Raw genomic sequence first — 18,835 nt, forward strand, 5'->3', positions numbered from 1 at the left:
CTTCGCTGCACCCATCCTACCGAGCCTGCAAAAAGAAAAAGCCGCCGGGTTCTTCACCCTGACGGCTGCGCAAAGTCCGTAGCTGTTGATCGTCTTCCCAGCCTCGTGCGTACCGCCGTTACCTTGTTTGCGGCCATGCCCAATCTTCATAGAGGACGGTGCGTGATTCTGCTGTGATTTGGAGCACACAGTGGAGGAGATTCCACGGGTTATGCGCGTTGCAGCTGTCCGGAACACCAGAGCCGTCGCCTGTCTCCCTCAGCTCCGATACCACGCCGCCAGATTCCACGTGATGGTGTCCCAGCCCGAGATGTCGATCATCAGGTTATTGGCGCCCGCGTTGACGACGTGGCGGGAGAGCAGCGGCAGGAACACGTGGGCCTCGCAGAAGATCTCGTCGACCTTCATCAGCAGCGCGGCGCGCTTGACCGGATCGAGCTCGTTCTGCGCGGCCTTGTAGGCCTTGTCGGCTTCGGGATCGGAATAGCGTGAATTGTTGCGGCCGAGCCATTTGTTGTCCTTGGTGGCGATCTCCCAGGAGACGCACTGGTTCAGCAAGCGCTCCGGATCGGGCTGCGGCTGCGTCGTATTGTACATCTCCATGTCGGCATAAAATTTCGAATAGGTGTCGGGATTGCCGACATCGGAGGAGAAGAACACCGAGGCGGTGACCGCCTTGATCTCGATGTCGATGCCGGCCTTCTGGCAGGCCTGCTTGATGATGGCTTGGGTCTTCTGGCGCGGGGCGTTGGTCGAGGTCTGGAATACGTATTTGAGCCTCTTGCCGTCCTTCTCGCGGATGCCGTCCGCGCCCCTGGTCCAGCCGGCCTCGTCGAGGATCTTGTTGGCCTTGTCGATGTCGAACGCATATTTCAGCTTGGGGGACTTGAACTGATTGGGCGCGTTGACGAAGCTCGCGGTTGCGATGGCGCCGCGTCCGTAGATGAACTTCTGGATCGAATCGCGGTCGATCAAGAGATTGATCGCGCGGCGAACGGCGGGGTCGGACAGCGTCGGGTGCTTGGTCTTGACGCTCGAACGCTCGCCGTCGACCTCGGTCCAGGGGTCCGTCGTGTTGAGGATGATGAACTCGACATTGCCGGAAGGCGTGATGTCGAGCTTGCCTTTGCCGCCCGCCTCCATGCGCTTGAGGACCTCCTCCTCCACCTGCATGTTCCAGGCGAAGTCGTATTCGCCGGTCTGCAGCACGGCGCGCGCCGCAGACACCGCGTCGCCGCCGCCCTTGACCTCGAGCGTGTCGAAATGCGGTTGGTTCTTGATGTGATAGTCGGGGTTGCGCTCGGCGCGGATCATGTCGCCCGGCTTGAACTCGACGAATTTGTATGGGCCGGTGCCGACCGGTTTCAGATTGCCTGGCGCTTCGCGTGACTTTGCGCCGATATAATCGCCGAAATGATGCTTTGGCAGGATCATCCCGACCGCGCCGACGAACGGATCGGCCCAGAACGGCGTCGGCGCCTTGAAGTTCACCTTGACCGTATGGTCGTCGATCTTGTCGACCTTGATGTCCTTGTAGGAGCCCGTGGTGTAGGCCGCGGTGGCGAGGTCGGCGGCGTACTGCCAAGTGAAGACGACGTCGTCGGCGGTGAAGGGCTTGCCGTCATGCCACTTGACGCCCTGCTTCAGCTTCCAGATCACGCTCATGCCGTCGGCCGCGAGGCCGCCGTTCGCCTTGGACGGAGCCTCGGCGGCGAGGCAGGGGATGAGGTTACCCTCCTTGTCCCAGCCGGCGAGCGGCTCGAAGAAGATGCGCGAGGCGATCTGGTCCTTGGTGCCGAGCGCGAAATGCGGATTGAGCAGGGTAGGTGCCTGCCAGAGCAGGATCTTGAGCGTGCCGCCGCCGCCCGCCTTCGTCGGCTTGTACGGCAGCGTGGCGTCCGCCATGGCCACATCGTGCCACACCAGGATCTGGCTCGCGATCGGCGCCGCGATTCCGACCGCGGCCATTGTCCTGATGAACGAGCGCCGCGACAGCGTGCCTTGCTTCACCTCCGCGACCAGATTGCGGATTTCGGTCTCGTCCATCGGATGATCTCCACCTCGCGAAGTAACGTCGTCGCCGGCTTAGTGCGCTCTAACTCAGCACGTCGGGCGTGGTGGAGTCAAAGAGGGGCGGACGCTCCGCGACCGGTGCGCGGGGGGTGCGCCGCTTTGCCGCGATGCCGTCAGGCGCTCGTGGTGCACGTTCCCGGCCCTCTGCATCCGTTTCCCGATTGAGATCGATTGGAGAAGGGTTGCCCGCGATGGCCGGCCAATATGGATTTTCATTTCATTGATTTCGCGGCGCAGAAAAGAGAATACGGTTCCAATCGTTACCGCCGACTCCATGGAGACCAAGATGTCGTTTCGCCTTCCCCTGATTCTCTCCGCCGTGCTGGCCGTGTGGTCGGCCGTGGCTTCAGCCGAGACCATCAAGATTGGCGTGACGCCGGGACCGCATGCGCAGATCCTCGAAGCCGTGAAGCCGATCGCCGCCAAGCAGGGGCTCGACATCCAACTGCTCGAGTTCTCGGATTACGTGGTGCCGAACGCCGCGCTCGATGCCGGGGAGATCCAGGCCAATTCGTTCCAGAACCAGCCTTACCTGGACAATCAGAAGGCCGACCGCGGTTACAAGATCGAGTCGGTCGGCCTGACCGTGAACTTCCCGATCGGCGTCTATTCGAAGAAGCACAAGGCCTTCGCCGATATCCCCGAGGGAGGCAAGGTCTCGATCCCGAACGATCCGACCAATGGCGGCCGCGTGCTGCTGCTGCTCCGCGACAAGGGCGTGATCAAGCTGAAGGACGGTGTCGGCTTCAAGCCGACGGTGCTCGACATCACCGAGAACCCTAAGAAGCTGAAGTTCATCGAGGTCGATGCGGCGCAGGCCCCGCGCGCGCTCGACGACGTCGACGCAGCCGCGATCAACACCAACTATGCAACCCAGGCGGGCCTCGATCCTGTGAAGGACCCGATCCTGCGCGAGGATCCGAAGGGGCCCTACGTCAACCTGATCGCGGTGCGCACCGTCGACAAGGACAAGCCCTGGGTCAAGATCCTCGTCGACAGCTATCACACGCCCGAGGTCAAGGAATTCGTCCTGACCAAGTTCAAGGGCGCGGTGCTGCCGAGCTGGTAGGCAGACTGCCCGCGTAAAGTCCATGTAAAGGGCGATCCGGCGCACAGCCTTGCGTATGAGCCTTGCGCAATGCCCGCTTGTCTGGAGCCGCGGCAACCGACATCATCGGGGCCCATCCTCGCCCGACAGGGGTCTTATGAAACGCTTTGCAAACCTGAAACGCCTGGGCTTCTTCACGCGGCTGCTCGACGAGGCTCCGGCCGCCGAGCGATATCGCTTCGCGGCCGAGCAGATCGTCCGTGCCGAACGGGCGGGCCTCGATTCCGCGTGGATCGCGCAGCATCATTTCCACGAGCGCGAGGGCGGCCTGCCGTCGCCCTTCACCTTCCTGGGTTACGTCGCAGCGCAAACCTCGCGCATCCGTCTCGGCACCGGCATCGTCACGCTGCCGCTGGAGAATGCGGTGAGGGTGGCGGAGGACGCCGCGGTGCTCGATCTCCTCTGCAATGGCCGGTTTGAGCTCGGCGTCGGCACCGGCGGCAACCCGTCCGCCTTCGCCGCCTTCGGCCTCGACAGCGCCCAGCGCAACGAGATCTTTGCGCGCAATCTGGACATCGTCCGCAAGGCGCTGACCGGCAAGCCGCTCGACGGCGGCGACACGCTCTATCCGCAGCGGCCGCAACTGGACAAGCGGATCTGGCAGGCGACGTTCTCCGTCGCCGGCGGCGCCAGGGCCGGCAAGGCCGGCGATGGTCTCTTGTTGTCGCGCACCCAGCCGCGGGCCAAGGAGGCGCCGAAGGCCACGCTCGCCGAGATCCAGAATCCGATCATCGACGCCTATCTCGCAGCGCTGCCGCCGGGCTGCGAACCGCGCATCATGGCTTCGCGCAGCGTCTTCGTCGCCGACGATCATCGCGAGGCGATGCGCCTTGCCGATATCGGACTGCGCCGCGCCCTGCCGCAATTCATGAAGGGTGGTCACCTTCCGCCGGGCGAGACGCTGGAGGAGATGATCACCGCGTTCGACACTCATGTCGGCGCCGCCGACGAGGTGATCGCCTCGCTCCGCACCGACGCCACGCTGGAGCGGGTGACCGATCTCGTCTTCCAGGTGCATTCGGTCGACGCGCCGCATCCTTATGTCCTGCGCTCGATCGAGCTGGTCGCGGAGAAGGTGGCGCCGGCGCTGGGCTGAATCAGGACGGCGGCACCCGATGTGGCGCTGGCGGGCTAGCCGCGACTTTACGGAATTGGATGAGGCTGAATGATGAGAACGAAAGACATCATCGACATGCTTGCCGGGATCGAGCCAGGATCGGCTCTCGACGCCATCCGCGCGCGTCGCCTGCAGGCGCGCGAGAACGCGCAGAAGAGCTATCTCTCGCTGTTCGAGCCGATCGACGCCAGTGATTTCTCGCTTACCGAACGCGCCGCAGTCGCGGCCTTCGTGACCGGGCTCCATGGCGAGTCCCCCGTCGCCGCCTTCTATCGCGAGAAGCTTGCCGCGAGCGCGGATGGCGCGGCGCTGGTCGAGCCGATCAGGTCCGAGATCGCGCGCGGCAAGACGTCGGGTCCCTATGGCGCTTTTCCGGCCGGCCCGCTGTCGGTGGAGGACAAGGCTGGTTTGATCTATCGCGTCAGTGCGGAGCGCAAGTCCGAGCTCGGCGCCCGGCTTGTCGCGGCGCTGGAGCATGCGCATCTTCTGGTCTTCCGTCCGCGCGATGCCGCATCCGCCGACATGAAGACGCTGCTGGCCGCCGGCTGGTCGACCACCGGCATCGTCACGTTTTCCCAGCTCGTCGCGTTCCTGTCGTTCCAGGTCCGCGTCGTCAGCGGCTTGCGCACGCTCGCAGCGGCAAGCGCGTAGGAGGTTGCATCATGAGCACCGTCAATCCGCCCGTCGTCTTCACCCAGGACGAGCTCGGCTGGGTTTCGTGGATCGACCCGCTGCCCGAGGCCGAGCTGACCGAACGACATTTCGCCGGCCTCGTCGACCGCGCCCGCGCCAAGTCCGAATATTTCCGCCTGCTGGTGCGCGACCCTGAAGTCCTGGAAGCCCGCACCAAGACCGACAAGGACATCTTCTACAACGTCGCCGACGGCCTGCCGCGCGCCGAGCGCGAGCTCGCGGCGGCTGCGACGTCGCGCTACAACGGCTGCATTTATTGCGCCTCCGTGCATGCGCGGTTTGCCAGCACCTATTCCAAGCGCCGCGACGACGTGCAGCGTCTGCTCGATGAAGGCGTTGGTGCGGATCTCGGCGAGCGCTGGAATGCGGTGGTCAAGGCCTCGGTGGCGCTGGCCGAGACGCCGATCGCGTTCGGTCCTGACAACATCGCGGAGCTGCGCCGCGCCGGCCTCGACGATGCCGAGATCGTCGACGTCATCAACGGCGCCTCGTTCTTCAACTGGGCGAACCGGCTGATGCTGTCGCTCGGCGAGCCCTCGAAATAGGCAATCTCACCGGCACGAGAATTGCTGCTTGTTTCAACAATGAATGGATGGAGCCGTGCATGAGCAACATCGATCGCCGTACCCTGGTCAGGGGCTCTCTCGCCGCCGTGGTGGCGGGAGCAGCCTTCTCGCGCGCCGCGCTCGCGCAATCCTCCGAACCGATCCTGCTCGGCGTCAGCGGCCCCCTCACAGGACCGAACGCGCAATATGGCGCGCAGTGGAAGCAGGGCTTTGATCTCGCGCTGGACGAGATCCACGCCGCCGGCGGCATCAACGGCCGCAAGCTCGCCTATCAATTCGAGGACAGCCAGAGCGATCCGCGCCAGTCGGTGGCGATCGCCCAGAAGTTCGTGTCCGATCCGCGCATCGTCATGGAGCTTGGGGACTTCTCCAGTCCCGCCTCGATGGCGGCATCCCCAATCTATCAGCGCGGCGGACTCGTGCAGTTCGGCTTCACCAATTCGCACCCCGATTTCACCAAGGGCGGCGACTTCATGTGGAGTACGTCCGTGAGCCAGGCCGACGAGCAGCCGTTGCTCGCGGCCTATGCCGTCAAGCGTCTTGGTCTCAAGAAGCTCGCGGTGCTGCACCTCAACACCGATTGGGGCCGCACCAGCCGCGATTATTTCGTCAAGGCCGCGAAGGAATACGGCGCCGAGATCGCGGTGACCGAGGGCTACATCGCCGAGGAACGCGACTTCCGCTCGACCCTGGTGCGCGTGCGCGACGCCAACCCGGACGGGCTGATCCTGATCTCCTATTATTCCGACGGCGCGCTGATCGCGCGCCAGGCCCGTCAGGTCGGCCTGAAGCAGACGATCTGCGCGGCAAGCTCGGTCTATTCGCCGAAATTCCTGGAGCTCGGCGGCGAGGCGGTCGAGGACGTCCATCTCGGCACACGCTACTTCCCGGAAGATCCGCGGTCCGAGGTGAAGAAGTTCATTGCGGGCTTCAAAGCCAAGTACAATGGACAAGAGCCCGACGCCTTCAACGCCTATTCCTATGATGCCATGAACATGGCCGCCGCCGTCCTCAAGATCGGCGGCACCGATCGCCGCGCCATCCGCGATGCCTTCGCGAAAGTGAAGGACGTCTCCAGCGTCATCTTCGGTTCGGCAACGTTCGACGTCGAGAGCCGCCGCGTCAAGGGCGCGATGAACGCCGAGCTCGTCGTGCGCAAGGGCCAGTTCGCGCTCTGGGACGGCAAGCCGACCTGACCTGATGGCCGGAGCGCGCCGCTCCGGCCGCCTTCCTTTCTACGCGGGGATCAACGTTTGTCTTCCTGGCTCGACTACACGATCAACGGGCTGATCGTCGGCAATGTCTACGCCCTCGTTGCAGTGGGGCTCGCGCTGATCTTCGGCGTCAGCCGGCTGATCAACTTCGCGCAAGGCTCGATCTATCTGGTCGGCGCGTATATCGGCTGGGTCGCGGTGGTGCAGTTGCATACGCCGCTGCCGCTCACCATCATCGTGGTGGCGGCGACTGCCGCGGTGGTCGGCCTGATCATCGAACGGTTCGGCCTCCGTCCGCTGCAGAACTCCGTGCGCATCGCGCCGCTGCTCGCGACCATCGGCATCAGCTTCGTGCTCGACCAGCTGGTGATGCTGACCTTCTCGCCCAATCCGCGCGCGCTGCCGAGCCAGCTGCCGGACGTGCGCTTCCAGCTCGGCGGCGGCACGATCGGACCGCTTGATCTGCTCATCGCCGGCGTCGGCATCAGCAGCGCGCTGCTGCTGTTCGTGTTCCTGCGCTACAGCAAGCTCGGCTGGGCGGTGCGCGCCGCCTCGCAGGACCGCGACGCGGCGATGCAAATGGGCGTCGACGTCAACCGCGTCAATCAGGCGGTGTTCGGCATCGCCGCTGCGCTCGGCGGCGTCTCCGGCATGCTGGTCGGCATGTACTACAACCAGATCGACACCGCGATGAGCCTGCAGGCGACGCTGAAGGGCGTCGTTGCCGAAGTCGTCGGTGGCGCCGGCAACGTGCCGGGTGCGGTGATCGGCAGCCTGCTGCTGGGATTGGTCGAGAGCTACGGCGTTGCCGTGTTCGGCACCAGCTACCGCAACCTGTTCGCCTTCCTGCTGCTGGTCGTCGTGCTGGTGCTGCGCCCGAACGGCCTGTTCGCCAGCGCGCGGCAGGCGCCGCCGGAGCCGCTCACCGGCACCTTCATCGCCCCGAGCCGCCCGGTGCGCATTCCACGTTGGGTCCTGGCTGTTGCTGCTGCCGGCTTTGCCGTCCTGCCGCTCTTCCCGGTATCCTTCTACGTGCTCCAGACGCTGATCAACGCCTGGCTGCTCGGCATGCTCGCGCTCAGCCTCACGCTGGTCGCGGGCACGATGGGGCAGGTCTCGCTCGGACACGCCGCGCTGCTGGCGATCGGCGCCTATACGTCGGCGTTGCTGTCGTTGACCCTCAACGTTCCGGTCGGCCTCGCGGTCATCGGCGGCGGCCTCGTGAGCGCTGCGCTCGGCACGCTCTTGATCTCGCCGTCCTTCCGCCTGCGCGGGCATTATGTGTCGATCGCGACGCTCGCCATCGGCGAGATCGTGTCGCTGGTGATCCTGAACTGGGAGAGCGTGACACGCGGTCCGATCGGCATCTCCGGCATCCCGCCGCTGTCGCTGTTCGGCTACGACCTGATCAGCCCGTCCTCAGTCTACTGGTTCAGCCTTGCGGTGATGGTCGTGCTGGCCCTGCTGCAAGGGCGGCTGCTCACTTCGCATCTCGGCCGCAGCTTCCGTGCCATCCGCGACGACGACATTGCCGCGCGCGCCTATGGCCTCAGCCTGAACCGCTATAAATCGCTGGCCTTCATCTTCGGCGGTTTCGCCGCCGGCGTCAGCGGCGGCATCGCCGCGCATCTCTATTCCTACATCAACCACGAGACCTTCAACACGCAGCAGTCCATCCTGGCGCTGACGGTCGTCATCCTCGGCGGCCTCGGCAACGTGGTCGGCGCGATTGTTGGATCGGTGGCGCTGGTCGGCTTGCCCGAGGTGTTCCGGATCGCGGCGGAGTATCGCATCCTGATCTACGGCATCGTGCTGCTCTTGCTGGTGCGATTCAGGCCGCAGGGCCTGTTGGGGACGATCTGATGTCGGAGCAGCACAATCCCATGCTGTCCCTGCGCGGGCTGACGCGCCGCTTCGGCGGCCTCACCGCGGTCAATGCGATCGATCTCGACCTCGCCAAAGGCGAGCTCATCAGCATCATCGGCCCGAACGGCGCCGGCAAGACGACGCTGTTCAACCTCGTGACCGGTCTCGATCGGCCGGATGAAGGCGCAGTACGCTTCGAAGGCCAGGATATCACCGGTCTCTCGCCGGAACGGCTTGCGGCCGAAGGCATCGCGCGGACCTTCCAGCTCGGCCGCGTATTCGGCAATCTCAGCGTGATGGACAATGTCCTGATCGGCGCGCATACGCGGCTGCGTGCCGTGAAGCCGGCCGTGCCGGTGATCGGCCCGCTGCTCGAACTCGGCCTGGCGCTGCTGCGCCCGGCCGGCGTGAAGGCCGAGGAGGAGCGGTTGCGCGAGGAAGTGAAAGCCATTCTCGCCCGCTTCGGCGAACGGCTGCTGCCGCGCATCGACCAGCCGGCCTATAGCCTGTCCTACGCCAACCGCCGCCGCGTCGAGATCGCCCGGGCGCTGGCGCTGAAGCCGCGCCTGTTGCTGCTGGACGAGCCGACCGCCGGCATGAACCCGACCGAAACCGCGGAGATGCAGGCGCTCGTCGCCGAGCTCAAGACCGAAGGGCTGACCATCCTGCTGATCGAGCACAAGCTGGAGATGGTGATGCGCCTGTCCGACCGCGTCATCGTCATGGACGAGGGCAAGAAGATCGCGGAAGGGCCGGGCGAGGTGGTGCGGAGCGATCCCAAGGTGATCGAGGCCTATCTCGGCCACGGCCTGTCGGGCGCGGCGGAGCAGGAGAGCGCGGCATGACGACGAGCGCACCCGAACCGCTGCTGGCGCTGTCGGGCGTCAACACCTTCTACGGCCAGGCCCAGGTGCATTTCGACCTGTCGATCACGGTCGCGCGCGGCCACATCGTCTGCCTGCTCGGCGGCAATGCCAGCGGCAAGTCGACGACGATGAAGATCATTCTGGGTCTGGTGAAGCCGCGTTCGGGCGAGGTGAGCTTCGACGGCGCTTCGCTGGTCGGCCTTTCCACGCCGCAGATCGTCCGCCGCGGCATCGCCTCGGTGCCGGAGGCGCGGCGGCTGTTCGCGGACATGAGCGTGCGCGAAAACATTTTGATGGGCGCCTTCGTGCGCAACGACCGCGACGCGGTGGCGCAGGATCTCGACAGGATGCTGACGCTGTTTCCGAAGCTCGGCCAGCGGCTGTCGCAGCGCGCCGGCTCCTTGTCCGGCGGCGAGCAGCAGATGGTCGCCATGGCGCGCGCGTTGATGAGCCGTCCCAGGATGATCGTGATGGACGAGCCGACCATGGGCCTGTCGCCGCTCTATGTCGACCGCGTGCTGGAGCTGATCCGCACCATCAACCAGGAAGGCGTCTCGGTGTTCATGGTCGAGCAGAACGCCAGTCTCGCGCTGGAGATCGCACACGAGGCCTATGTGCTGCAGACCGGCAAGATCGTGCTGTCAGGCCCGGCGCGCGCGCTGAAGGACGATCCCCGGGTGCGCGACGCCTATCTCGGCGGCTCCGAGGCGGCCTGACGCAATGTGCTGACCTCTCCACGTCATGGCAGGACATAGCCGTCCGAAGGACGGCGTCGCTTGCGCTCGCCTATGACCCGGCCATCCACGTCTTGCCTCCCGGCACGAACAACGTGGATGCCCGGGACAAGCCCGGGCATGACGACCTCCATCTCATATCAGGCCGACGCCGCGCTCGCGACCTGGTCCACCGGCAGATCATCGCCATTGGGATCGCCCGGCGCCGTGGCCCAGGCCAGCTCCACCAGCGTGACGATCCGGCGGCCGGCGCCGTCGAGCTGGACGACGATCAGGCCCTGCTCCTCCATGTAGCCGAGCAGCCGCTGCGCGCGGCGCAGCGAGTGCGAGCCGTAGGCGCGCGCGATCGCGGCATCGCCGGGGCACGGCCAGCCTTCCTTGGCCGCGCGCGCGATCATCATGAACACGCCCTGCATGTCGTCGGGCAGGATCGAGGCGCGGAGCGACACCTCCTGCCAGGCGTCGTCTTCAGCGAGATCGGTCCCGAGCCCGGCGCGCGCATGCGTCAGCATGCGGCGGAATTCGTTGAGATCAGGCACCGCCGCGCCGAGCCCCTCGATGCGGCAGCGGACCACGAATTCTTGATAGAGCACGCCGATGGCGCGGAAGCCGGCGTCGGGCTCGGCCAGCACGGCGCGCAACGTGCGGTCGACACGCTCGCGCCGCTCCGCGAGCTCTTCGGCGCTGACCGGCACCTCGGCCAGCTCGGGCCGGATCTCCGGCGCGGCGGCGGCTTTCGCCGCGCGAAGCTGCTCCAGCAGATCCGGCGCGGGCCAGCGCTGCGGCCGGCTGGCATCGGGCGGCGGCGCCGCCAGGATCACGGCGCGCGCATCTTCCAGCGTCGCTTCCGGCAGCGGCATCAGCCGAGGAGTCGAATTGCGCGGGGAGGTCTCGGTCGAGCCGATATTCAGACGCAGCGGCCGGCGCGACAGCGCCGGTCCCAGCGCCATGAATTGCCCGCGCTCGAGATCGCGAAAGGCCTCGGCCTGCCGCCGCTCCATGCCGAGCAGATCGGCGGCGCGCGCCATGTCGATGTCGAGGAAGGTGCGGCCCATCAGGAAGTTCGAGGCTTCCGCCGCGACGTTCTTGGCGAGCTTGGCGAGGCGCTGGGTCGCGATGATGCCGGCAAGCCCGCGCTTGCGGCCGCGGCACATCAGGTTGGTCATGGCGCCGAGCGAGAGTTTTCGCGCCTCGTCCGAGACTTCACCGGCGACCGCCGGTGCGAACAGCTGCGCCTCGTCCACCACCACCAGCATCGGGTACCAATGGTCGCGATCGACATCGAACATTCCGCCGAGGAACGCCGCGGCGCGCCGCATCTGGTTCTCGGCATCCAGCCCCTCGAGATTGAGCACGGTGGAGACGCGATGCAGCCGCGCGCGCTCGCCGGCAACCTGAAGGCCGCGCTCGGTGTGATCCTCGGCGTCGATCACGAGATGGCCGAAGCGCTCGGCCAGCGTGACGAAATCGCCTTCGGGATCGATGATGGCCTGCTGCACCCAGGGCGCGCTCTGCTCCAGCAGCCGCCGCAACAGATGCGACTTGCCGGAGCCCGAATTGCCCTGCACCAGGAGGCGGGTCGCCAGCAGTTCCTCGAGGTCCATGGCGGCCGCGGCGCCTGCCGTGGTCTGCCCCATCTCGATTGCAACCGTCATGTCCCCGACTCAAGTCCCCGTCATTCGCGGACAGGGACTTATCAACCCGACCGAGGCGCGTCGAGCGCCAGCGCGCGAATCAGGCCGTGTTGCCCACGGCGGAGTTCAGGCGTGATGCGACAACCGTAGAAGCGCGGGCCGATAGGGCGGTTGCGGATCGTCGTCCTCGTTCTCAGGGATGGCGCAGGATCCGAATTCCTGCCTGATCCGTTCGATCTCGGCGATGCGCTCGTGCAGCCGTCGCAAATGCTCGGGCGACTTCGCCCGCCAGAACCGGAAAGTGTCAGCCGTGAGCGGCAGGAACGCGGTGCCGAACGGCGTCGGCTCGGGAATGACGGTGCGTCCAAGCAGCAGGAAGCGCTCAGTGCCGGAGACGACGAGGGTGGCATAGCCCCGGTTTCCGATCCGCCTGATGCCGTTCAGCGACCATTCGGCGAGCTTGCTGAAATACGGCTCTTCGCGCCAGCGGTCCGGGCAATCGTCGTCGACGGTGACATTGACGGCGTCCTGGCTGAAATGCACCACGAGGCCGGCTTTCTCGGGAAACCAGTCGTCATCGAGATGGCCCTGCAGCCAGGCGCAGGCGAACGATCGGCACATCTGCGGGCGGCGGTCGTAAATGGTGCATCCGGTCCCTTGCTGCCAATGCCGGCAGAGCTGGTTCACCGGCTTGTCGACGGCGGCCACTTCGAGGATATCGCAGCAGGCGTTGCATGAGCCGCACTGCCGGGCGGGAGGCGCCGCCTTCGGCAGACCGGTCGCGCGAAAGCCCTGGCCGTCACGGACCAGCAGCTTCTGCTTCTCCAGCGCGGTCAACGCACGTTCGATCTTGAGACGGGATAGTCCGATGGCGTCGATCACGGCCTTCATCGTCGTCGCGCCTGCCTCCACCGCGCGGACGATGCTCAGCATCGCCTGATCCATTGTTGTTGTTCTTTCAGCCGTGCATTGCGATCGCGCCGGAAAGCAGACCGGCAAACAGGTCGTAGACACCTGAGTTAGGAAGATATGTTGCTCATCTCTCTGCCGGCAAGAAGCTGGACCGGTCCTGCGCGCATGCAACGTTTGCGCGAATGAAGGGTCTGCACGTAAGGCGGAGCCTTTCGCGTCGAATCGGCCTGCTTTGCCCGCGAAGCGCGGGATATGACGGGCGGCATGCCGTCGTCTCACGCAGTCGTGATACCTGCGGTTCGCGCGTGAGCGCGACCCGATCACGTGGCTTGAGAACTATCGGTGAGTTTGCGCCACACCGGGAACAATCACGGACGCCGGCTCGGACATCGCAACTTGGTCACGCGCACCGGCGCGGTCACGCTGTCGCGGCGACCAGCCTGGCCCGGCTTCAATGATTTCCGAGCGCGTGGCGCGAAGTCACTGCGCGCCGGATCCGCCCTGCACGATCTTCTCGTTCAGCTTCTGGTCCACGGTGTCGACGGTGCGGTCGATCTCGGCGTTGGGCACGCCGAGCTGATGCGAGATCAGCTTCACCAGAAGGTCGACGCGCTCGATGAAGGGCGCGCCGCTCGCGACCGCGCGCGCGGCCGAGGACGGCTTGAGCAGGCTCTCGGCGGCCTTGGCATATTTCGCGAATGGCACCTGGTCCTGCGGATCGGCGCCGAGGCGGCGGGCGATCGCGTCGACATGGTCGTAGATCGTCTGCGAGCGCTTGAGATCGCCATGCACTGCGTCGCGGATCGACTGCGGCTCATTGGGCGTGATGCACCGGTAATTGCCGGTGAGCAGCATCGACCATTTCGCCAGCGGCACGAACAATGAGTCGAACACTTTCAGCTTCACCGGCACGTCATGGCCGTCGAGCGTCACCGCGTCGATATCGGATTCGAGCTCGCGCAGCAGCTTGTTGTGCTTCTCGTCGGCAAAGACCGATGCCTTGAAATTCGTCGGCAGGCCGACATGAAGCACGTTGGCGGCCTCTTCCGGCGGCCGGAAGGCCTGCGGGTCGGGCGAGCACAGCGTCACCAGTCCCGGCTCGAACCGCTCCCACACCTGCGCGTTGGTGTAGGCTTCCTCGAGCTCCATGTCCGCGAGCGCAGGAATCCGCTTCAGATAGGGCAGCGGCGGCATGTTCATGATCGACAGGCACGGCAGTTTCGCCGCGGCGATCTTGACCATGAGAACGCGCACCGTGTGGTTGGTGTATTGCGGCTCCTGCATCGCAAGGCCCACCAGATCGTAACGGGAGAGGTCGACATTGGCCGGCGTCACCGCATCGAGCTTGCCGGGCAGGTCGCGCGAGAAGATGGCCCGATGCACCGCCTCGTCGCGCAACTTGATGCGCACCTCGGTACCGTCCCGATTGATCAGCTCCGCGGTCTTGGCGCGGCAGACCAGGGTCACATTATGACCCGCCATCAGCAGCTTCGTGCCCAGCAGCGAGCCGTACGAAGCTCCAAGAATCAAAATGTTACGCGCCATGTTTCGTCCCTCAGAGCGGTCATGTGATTTTGGGCCTCGGTCCTGGTCCGAGGGCGGGTTGGCCGCATGTAAAGCGAAGTGCGCGAGACTGGCAACTGGGATAATGCATACAAGGCGGTGATATTCCCGCTTCGTTCGCATTTCGACGAGGAGCTCAACAAGGATCGTGCCGCGGCAAGCTCGCAAAAGTCAGGACGGCAAGCACGGCGCTTCGGTCACGATGCCGAGAATCTCGGTTCGAATAATTCGGCAAAATCGTATCGCCCTTCCGGCTCGCTGGAGAGGCAAACAGCTGGAGCTGCGCGTCGCGGTGGTTTGCGACGATCAGATGACGATCCGCCGGATCTGCGGCTGAAATCGCGATTGCCTCCTCTGTCATCAAGCCCCCTCTATATTTTAGGCGCCCGTCACAACAAAAAACTACAAACCGGGGACCGCGAAAATGGCAGAATGGCGCGGGGCGCAGACCAAGTGTCAGCAAGGGAGCTGAGCTGTGACGACTGAGTTGAGCCGGCGGGGACGTCGTATCGGGACCGGCTCGTTTGAACGATGGAGCGCCGGCAACTTCGCTGCGCGAAGCGACGGCGGAGCGATCGTCAGGATGAATCGTATCGCGCGAAAGGCGCAAGCGGGCGCACGCGGTGCGGAGATTGCGCTGCGTTCTCGCCATCCATGTCCGGGCAGCCGCTGACGGCGCCGTTCGGGGGGTGACATGGAAGGTGATCATTGGCCTCACGGCTCGCGCGACGGTGCCGGTCGCAATCTGACGGGCTTGCGCAATCGCGTGTCCGAATTCTTCGAAAGCCTCACCGGTGCAGAGCTCGCGCGTGAGACGCACAGACATCTGTGGGTCGCGGACTGGCTGCGGGTTGCAGACGACTACCGGTTGTTCGCCGAGTCCGCGCGCAGAGATGGTTCGGCCTGGATTGTGTCGGAAGCGGGGCTGTGTTCGCTCACGGCCCTCGAAGTCGCGCGAAGCTTGTCCTGTCCGGAGGACCCGGCGCTGGCCGGCCTCGCCGGCAAGGTCGGAGCCAACCTGAAAGCTTTCATGGACGGGTTCGGTCCGGCGATCGAGCGCGTCGAGATCGATGGCCTCGATCGGGGCCCGCTGTCCGGTTTCTTCGTGCCGGCGTCGCGTGGCGGACCTTGCGCGCCCGCAATCATCTGCATCGGTGACGAGGACATCACGCTGGACTCGATGATGAGCCGGCTGTTGCCGGCCACACGCGGCGGGACCACGTCACTCCTCTTCCTCGCTGCCGGCGCCTCACCCGGTCGCCGCGGCGTGGAGCCGGAGCAAATGCTTCAGTGCTGGCTGGACTATCTGGAAGCGCGTCAGGATGTCGACGCGCAGCAGATCGCGGTCTATGGCGAAGGGACGGGCGCCAGTCGTGCCTCCCGCCTCGCCGTTTCGGACTGCCGGATAGCCGCCGCCGTGTGCGACGCGGGACTGTTGACCTCGGTCGCGCGTCGCGCATCGGTGCATTGGATGACCGGCGTCGATGATAGAGCCTCGAATGGCGAGTTGCCGCCGTCGCATCGGATCGCTTGCCCGCTTCTCATGGTGGTTGGCAGCCGCTCGATGCTGCGGGAGCGAGAGGCTCTCGAGTTACAGGCCACCTATTGGCGGGCCGGAGCCGATTGCTCGGTCGTCGTGCCGAACCGCATTCCGCACCCGCTGGGTGAGGTCGAGAATTTCATCGCCGCCGACAATTTCATTGTCCAATGGCTCGACAGCAAGTTTGGAGCGGCTCGTCAATTCGATCCCGTGACTTACCTCTAACGCGTCACGTGGACCTGTGAAGCGCCGGGGCCAGGCCGATCATGAAGTCTCGATCGCCAGCAATCGTGCCGCCAGCCGGGCGTTCTTGGCGATCGTCGCGAGCGTGGCGTTCAACTCGGCCAAGGTCGTTTCGTCGAGTTCATTGAACATGGTCGAGTTAAGGGCGAGCTTTCGCTTGGCCAGCTTTTCGATCTCCGTGGTCGCCTTTGCGGTGAGCGACATCAGAACGAAGCGGGCATCGTCCGGGGCGGCTCGTCGCGACAGAAATCCGCGCTTTTCGAGCGTCTTGGTTTGGTTGGTGACGAACGCGGGGTGGACCCGCAACTTATTCGCGATGTCGATGCCGGCGACGCCTCGCCCCTCATCGAGTTCGGTGATGGCCATCAGGATCAGCCATTGCGGCTGGGTGATGCCCAGCAGTCCGGCCCAGCTGGTGTGGATGTCCTCCAGCTGGGAGTGGATTTCGACGACGTTCCAAATGAAGTCCGTAATCGCCCTGTTGAGCTTCTTCTCGAGCACCCTGGCTTCCCTCGTTCTATTCCTTTGATCCCTTTTTCCGGATAGTAACGGGATATTGAGCAGGCGTCTCGCCTGTCGCGCACGAAGATGGCGTAGATGTTGCAGCCCGGAAGCGAGCGACAATTCAGTGCTTGCAAAAATCAATTGATTAAATTACGTCTCAGCCACTCTCTCTTTGGCTCTTGACCTTGTCACGGCCGGCGACGTGAGACCTCCAAAAAAAGCCCTCGGGATGCCCCCTGAGGGTTTTTTCATTTATTTATGGCCTCGCAAGGACTGCTCTGTTGCCTTTGGGCCACATCCGCGCCGGAAACAACGATTTACCAAATCAACAAATTGAGGCGATTGTTTTTATAAACTATACGAAAGGAACGACGGAGGGGGGGCACCTCGCTGTCGTTTCAGTCCGGACCTTCAGTGCGGACCTGAATTGAACGGAAATCAAACTGGGTGAAGCGGCGTCCTCCGAGGAGCCGAGCCCCATGAAGCGACCTGGAGGTTTACGAATGAAGTTAACGAAGACGCTGTTTCTCGGCTCGGCAGCCGGCCTGATGGCCGTCTCCGGGGCGTTCGCAGCCGATCTGCCGGTGAAGGCCAAGGCGGTCGAATACGTCAAGATCTGCTCGCTGTACGGCGCCGGTTTCTACTACATCCCGGGCACCGACACCTGCATCAAGCTGGGCGGCTATCTGCGCGCCGACGCGAACTTGAACACCAACTCGGACTTCAACCCGAACCAGAGCGGTGTTGCCGGCGCCCGCAACCGCCTCGCCAACTACTACACCTTCCGTGCTCGTGAAGACCTCAACATCGACACGCGCACCGCGACCGAGTACGGCGTGGTCCGCACCTATTTCGATGCGGTCTTCACCTGGACGACCGGCAACTATTCCGGCACCGGTTCTGCGACGGGCGGCACCGCCTACAGCAGCACGCTGGCGCTCAACACCTCGGGTGCGACCCCGGCGCTGGTCGGTTCGTCGATCAACCCGACCGACGGCGGTACCTCGGGCGGTGCGCTCGGCGTGTATTATGCCTTCATCCAGTTCGCCGGCTTCACCATGGGTAAGGCCGTGTCGCAGTTCGATGCGCCCTGGACCAACTATCCGGGCAACATCACTGACAATCTCGTCGGCGGCAGTGGCACGGTCACTGGTGTCAACCAGTTCACCTATACCGCTGACTTCGGTCAGGGCGTGACGGCGTCGTTCTCGGCGGAAGACGCGACGGCATATTATCAGGCCGGCAACCTCAACATGTCCGGCGCCAGCGTGGGTGGCATGATCGGTGGTTCGTACGGCACCAACGCCATCGGCGGCTCCCGTTCGCCGAACCTCGTTGGTCAGGTGCGTGTCGACCAGGCTTGGGGTCTCTTCCAGGCGTCGGTCGCTGCGCATGACAACCACGTTGCCTACTACGGCGCGAACGAGCTGACTGGCCACCCCGACGACAAGTGGGGTTGGGCGGTTCAGCTCGCTCTGTCGATCAAGAACATCCCGACCGGCGCGGGTGACACGATCAACATCCAGGGCGTCTACACCGACGGTGCGACCCGCTACAACTTCCAGAACCTGTCGGGCAGCACGTATTCGCTGTTCGGCGGCTCGGGCCTTGCGGGTGCCTATGGCAGCATCGGCTTCGCCAATGCTCCTGACACGGTGTACATCACCGGCTCGCAGCAGGAGACGGTCAAGACCTGGGGCTTCCGTGGCGCTTACACCCACAACTGGAATCCCAACTGGAACTCCGCGCTCTACGGTGCCTACGCTCAGGCCCAGTTCGGCACGCTTGCCAAGACCACGCTCTGCGGCGCTAGCGGTGCAGGCGGCGTGTTCGGCGGCCTCGCCGGTGTCACGGGCTGTAACCCTGACTTCGCGATCGGCCAGCTCGGTATCGTCACCCGCTGGACCCCGGTCAAGAACCTGACGTTCTCGGCCGACCTCTCCTGGACGCACCTCGACCAGAAGTATTCGGGTACGGTTGCCATCAGCCCGTCCGCCACGACCGCCAAGCCGCCTGCGGTTTACGAGCTGAAGGACCAGGACTCGATCGCCATGATCCTGCGCGCCCAGCGCAACTGGTAAGATCTTTCCAACCAGTGGAACGAACACCCGGCGGGAAACCGCCGGGTGTTTTTTTGTGTGCATTCTGCGTGACATCCGACGCCCCTCGTACGGACGGAGCGGAAGCGTAATCCGGGGCGCT

16 protein-coding genes are annotated in these 18,835 nt (G+C 64.7%); 11 read left to right on the forward strand and 5 right to left on the reverse strand.

The genetic code is table 11. From position 1 onward, the window contains the following. Window positions 1-258 precede the first annotated feature (258 nt). On the reverse strand, window positions 259-2,046 hold the full coding sequence (locus BRAD3257_RS10630; RefSeq protein WP_122401780.1) for a peptide ABC transporter substrate-binding protein: 1,788 nt from the start codon (window positions 2,044-2,046) through the stop codon (window positions 259-261). 301 nt (window positions 2,047-2,347) lie between these two features. Here BRAD3257_RS10630 and BRAD3257_RS10635 point away from each other — a divergent pair, with 301 nt between their 5' ends. The 8 genes from BRAD3257_RS10635 (at window position 2,348) to BRAD3257_RS10670 (ending at window position 10,219) form a co-directional block, all read left to right on the forward strand. Beyond that, window positions 2,348-3,142, forward strand: a complete 795-nt coding sequence (locus BRAD3257_RS10635) for a MetQ/NlpA family ABC transporter substrate-binding protein (RefSeq protein WP_122401781.1) — start codon at window positions 2,348-2,350, stop codon at window positions 3,140-3,142. A gap of 136 nt (window positions 3,143-3,278) precedes the next feature. Then, complete coding sequence (locus BRAD3257_RS10640; RefSeq protein WP_122401782.1) at window positions 3,279-4,277, forward strand: putative FMN-dependent luciferase-like monooxygenase; 999 nt, start codon at window positions 3,279-3,281, stop codon at window positions 4,275-4,277. 72 nt (window positions 4,278-4,349) lie between these two features. Then, a complete protein-coding gene (locus tag BRAD3257_RS10645) occupies window positions 4,350-4,949 on the forward strand; it encodes a CMD domain protein (RefSeq protein WP_162500552.1) in 600 nt (199 codons plus the stop codon). An 11-nt stretch (window positions 4,950-4,960) separates the two neighbouring features. Beyond that, window positions 4,961-5,536: an alkylhydroperoxidase domain protein gene (locus BRAD3257_RS10650; protein WP_122401784.1), complete on the forward strand. Its 576-nt coding sequence runs from the start codon at window positions 4,961-4,963 to the stop codon at window positions 5,534-5,536. A gap of 59 nt (window positions 5,537-5,595) precedes the next feature. Further along, a complete protein-coding gene (locus BRAD3257_RS10655) occupies window positions 5,596-6,753 on the forward strand; it encodes an ABC transporter substrate-binding protein (RefSeq protein WP_122406483.1) in 1,158 nt (385 codons plus the stop codon). A 57-nt stretch (window positions 6,754-6,810) separates the two neighbouring features. Beyond that, the gene (locus tag BRAD3257_RS10660) at window positions 6,811-8,634 is read left to right on the forward strand and encodes an ABC transporter permease (RefSeq protein WP_122401785.1); all 1,824 of its coding nucleotides are present in this window, start codon (window positions 6,811-6,813) and stop codon (window positions 8,632-8,634) included. Further along, window positions 8,634-9,482: an ABC transporter ATP-binding protein gene (locus BRAD3257_RS10665; protein ID WP_162500152.1), complete on the forward strand. Its 849-nt coding sequence runs from the start codon at window positions 8,634-8,636 to the stop codon at window positions 9,480-9,482. Before BRAD3257_RS10660 ends, BRAD3257_RS10665 begins: the two co-directional genes overlap by 1 nt. Next, window positions 9,479-10,219, forward strand: a complete 741-nt coding sequence (locus tag BRAD3257_RS10670) for an ABC transporter ATP-binding protein (RefSeq protein ID WP_122401787.1) — start codon at window positions 9,479-9,481, stop codon at window positions 10,217-10,219. The genes BRAD3257_RS10665 and BRAD3257_RS10670 overlap by 4 nt, the downstream gene beginning before the upstream one ends. A gap of 158 nt (window positions 10,220-10,377) precedes the next feature. Here the strand turns inward: BRAD3257_RS10670 and BRAD3257_RS10675 are convergent, their stop codons facing one another. The 3 genes from BRAD3257_RS10675 to BRAD3257_RS10685 form a co-directional block, all read right to left on the reverse strand. Then, on the reverse strand, window positions 10,378-11,892 hold the full coding sequence (locus BRAD3257_RS10675; protein WP_122401788.1) for a helicase HerA domain-containing protein: 1,515 nt from the start codon (window positions 11,890-11,892) through the stop codon (window positions 10,378-10,380). Window positions 11,893-11,997: 105 nt separating this feature from the next. After that, on the reverse strand, window positions 11,998-12,804 hold the full coding sequence (locus BRAD3257_RS10680; protein ID WP_430648820.1) for a YkgJ family cysteine cluster protein: 807 nt from the start codon (window positions 12,802-12,804) through the stop codon (window positions 11,998-12,000). 459 nt (window positions 12,805-13,263) lie between these two features. Continuing rightward, window positions 13,264-14,328 carry a ketopantoate reductase family protein gene (locus tag BRAD3257_RS10685; protein ID WP_122401790.1) on the reverse strand — a complete coding sequence of 355 codons (1,065 nt, stop codon included), beginning with the start codon at window positions 14,326-14,328 and terminating at the stop codon, window positions 13,264-13,266. 78 nt (window positions 14,329-14,406) lie between these two features. Between BRAD3257_RS10685 and BRAD3257_RS39265 the strand changes: the two genes are divergently transcribed. Further along, a complete protein-coding gene (locus BRAD3257_RS39265; protein ID WP_129146097.1) occupies window positions 14,407-14,832 on the forward strand; it encodes a hypothetical protein in 426 nt (141 codons plus the stop codon). Between the two features lie 208 nt (window positions 14,833-15,040). Then, window positions 15,041-16,111, forward strand: a complete 1,071-nt coding sequence (locus tag BRAD3257_RS10690; RefSeq protein ID WP_122401791.1) for an alpha/beta hydrolase family protein — start codon at window positions 15,041-15,043, stop codon at window positions 16,109-16,111. Between the two features lie 39 nt (window positions 16,112-16,150). Here the strand turns inward: BRAD3257_RS10690 and BRAD3257_RS10695 are convergent, their stop codons facing one another. Then, window positions 16,151-16,630, reverse strand: a complete 480-nt coding sequence (locus tag BRAD3257_RS10695; RefSeq protein ID WP_122401792.1) for a MarR family winged helix-turn-helix transcriptional regulator — start codon at window positions 16,628-16,630, stop codon at window positions 16,151-16,153. 506 nt (window positions 16,631-17,136) lie between these two features. Here BRAD3257_RS10695 and BRAD3257_RS10700 point away from each other — a divergent pair. After that, window positions 17,137-18,714 (forward strand): porin, encoded by a 1,578-nt coding sequence (locus BRAD3257_RS10700; RefSeq protein ID WP_122401793.1) that lies wholly within the window; start codon window positions 17,137-17,139, stop codon window positions 18,712-18,714. Window positions 18,715-18,835: the final 121 nt, after the last annotated feature.

The organism is Bradyrhizobium vignae, from assembly GCF_900324035.1.
GTDB classification, from domain to species: domain Bacteria; phylum Pseudomonadota; class Alphaproteobacteria; order Rhizobiales; family Xanthobacteraceae; genus Bradyrhizobium; species Bradyrhizobium vignae.

What these genes read in the sequence shown, in the direction of transcription:
- BRAD3257_RS10640 (WP_122401782.1), top strand. Translation starts at nt 3,279, where the DNA reads ATGAAACGCTTTGCAAACCTGAAACGCCTGGGCTTCTTCACGCGGCTG.
- BRAD3257_RS10670 (WP_122401787.1), top strand. Translation starts at nt 9,479, where the DNA reads ATGACGACGAGCGCACCCGAACCGCTGCTGGCGCTGTCGGGCGTCAAC.
- BRAD3257_RS10645 (WP_162500552.1), top strand. Translation starts at nt 4,350, where the DNA reads ATGAGAACGAAAGACATCATCGACATGCTTGCCGGGATCGAGCCAGGA.
- BRAD3257_RS10700 (WP_122401793.1), top strand. Translation starts at nt 17,137, where the DNA reads ATGAAGTTAACGAAGACGCTGTTTCTCGGCTCGGCAGCCGGCCTGATG.
- BRAD3257_RS10635 (WP_122401781.1), top strand. Translation starts at nt 2,348, where the DNA reads ATGGAGACCAAGATGTCGTTTCGCCTTCCCCTGATTCTCTCCGCCGTG.
- BRAD3257_RS10650 (WP_122401784.1), top strand. Translation starts at nt 4,961, where the DNA reads ATGAGCACCGTCAATCCGCCCGTCGTCTTCACCCAGGACGAGCTCGGC.
- BRAD3257_RS10690 (WP_122401791.1), top strand. Translation starts at nt 15,041, where the DNA reads ATGGAAGGTGATCATTGGCCTCACGGCTCGCGCGACGGTGCCGGTCGC.
- BRAD3257_RS10630 (WP_122401780.1), bottom strand. Translation starts at nt 2,046, where the DNA reads ATGGACGAGACCGAAATCCGCAATCTGGTCGCGGAGGTGAAGCAAGGC.
- BRAD3257_RS10675 (WP_122401788.1), bottom strand. Translation starts at nt 11,892, where the DNA reads ATGACGGTTGCAATCGAGATGGGGCAGACCACGGCAGGCGCCGCGGCC.
- BRAD3257_RS10680 (WP_430648820.1), bottom strand. Translation starts at nt 12,804, where the DNA reads ATGCTGAGCATCGTCCGCGCGGTGGAGGCAGGCGCGACGACGATGAAG.
- BRAD3257_RS10665 (WP_162500152.1), top strand. Translation starts at nt 8,634, where the DNA reads ATGTCGGAGCAGCACAATCCCATGCTGTCCCTGCGCGGGCTGACGCGC.
- BRAD3257_RS10685 (WP_122401790.1), bottom strand. Translation starts at nt 14,328, where the DNA reads ATGGCGCGTAACATTTTGATTCTTGGAGCTTCGTACGGCTCGCTGCTG.
- BRAD3257_RS10655 (WP_122406483.1), top strand. Translation starts at nt 5,596, where the DNA reads ATGAGCAACATCGATCGCCGTACCCTGGTCAGGGGCTCTCTCGCCGCC.